This window comes from Mycobacterium sp. NAZ190054 (assembly GCF_001545925.1).
Taxonomy (GTDB): Bacteria; Actinomycetota; Actinomycetes; order Mycobacteriales; family Mycobacteriaceae; genus Mycobacterium.
This window is the reverse complement of record NZ_LMVQ01000453.1, coordinates 1-1,450: the sequence shown is the minus strand read 5'-3', so window position 1 is coordinate 1,450 and position 1,450 is coordinate 1. Positions and strand designations below refer to the sequence as shown.

The 1,450-nt window shown below is 72.1% G+C and carries 1 protein-coding gene and 1 pseudogene; both read right to left on the bottom strand.

Going from position 1 to position 1,450, the window contains the following annotated elements:
* Positions 1-208 (bottom strand): annotated as a pseudogene (locus ASJ79_RS24065) (hypothetical protein); the annotation flags it as partial.
* Between the two features lie 77 nt (positions 209-285).
* On the bottom strand, positions 286-1,450 hold a 1,165-nt coding region (locus ASJ79_RS24060; protein WP_067960885.1), incomplete at its 5' end, for a hypothetical protein.

The following is a 1,450-nucleotide window of genomic DNA, read 5'->3' as shown; positions in this document are numbered from 1 at the left end:
ACAGCAGCGCGCCGTAGGCGACCAGCGCCGCGCCGGCGATCCACTCGGCCGTCGCGGTCAGGCCCGACAACCGCGCCAGCGGGTCGGCGGCCATCGCGACGAACAGGCCGACACCGGCGCACAGGGTGGCGTCGGCGCGCAACGCGAAGCGCAGCAGCTGCGGTTCGGAGTGGGTTGCCGGGCGGTGCCGAGTGGTGATGGCGGTCATGTCACTCAGCGTCGGCCCACCGCACTGCCAGATCGACGCCGGACACTGCCAAACGCTGCCAACCGCAGGTCAGAGCGCTAACGTACGGCGACCAGGTTGCTGCGCAGGTCGGTGGCGATGACGCGCGCGGCGGCGTTCTGCCAGTTGTGCAGCGACCGTTGCGGCACTTCGGTGACGAACCACTGCCAGGCCTGCCGGGCCGGTGGGTCGAGTCCGGCGGCCGTGGCGTTCTGCGCGTAGGCGCGGACGCCGACGACGTACGGGAAGTACAGCGCGTTGTAGTGCCGCCACTGTTCGGTGGTGCCGAAGTCCCCGGCGTCGCGTGGTTTGAGGGCGGCGATCCGCTCGGCCAGCAGCGCCCGCAGCTCGTTGGCGCGTTCCAGCGGCTGGTCGGGCGCGCCGCGACGGGCCAGCCGCTCGTCGATCACCGGCAGCGCGGTCAGCGGGCTCGCGACGAGCTTGGACAGGTCGCCGTAGTGGCCCAGTGCGCGGCGGGTGACCCGCACGAAGGTCTCCTCGTCCATGCCGTCGAGCGGGCTGCCCGAGCGCAGCGGCAGCGCCGCCTCGGTGCTGCGCAGCGCGGCACGGTCGGCGCGCAGGTCCGGTGAACGGAAGAACGCGAGCCGGTCCAGTAGCCCGGCGAGCGGATCGGCCAGCACGTTGATCGCGATCGCGAGGCCCAGGCTGGTGAACAGCAGCACCGCCAGCGTGGTGCTGTGCCCCGACACGGCGAGGCTGATCAGCAGCTGCCCGCCGAACAGCGCGGCGACGACGGCGGTGCCGGCGAACGAGCGCAACATGTCCCGGCGCAGCGAGTGCCCTTCGTCGAATGCGTCTCCGATCGCGACGGCGATGCCGAGCAGCGCGACGTCGAAACCGGTGGACGCCAACGCCAGCCAGCTCGGCACCAGACCGAGCGGGATGACCAGGATCGCGTTGCCGAGCGCGAAGAACAGCGTCGCGACGACGACGAAGCCCACCACCGGTCCGGGCTGCGAGCGCCGGAGCACGGCGTGGATCAACGCCGCGACCGACGGCACCGACACCGCCGCGAACAGCACCCAGTGCCCGAGCCGCAGCGGGCCCTCGACGTCGCCGGCCATCGCCGCACCGAGGAACGCCGCCGACCCCAGCACGGTCGTCAACAGCGTGGTACGCCAGCTCTCCGCCGTGACCAGCCGCAGGAAGGCCAGGAGCGTCAACGGAACGGCGATCTCCACGCCGAACATCACGGTAACGGCC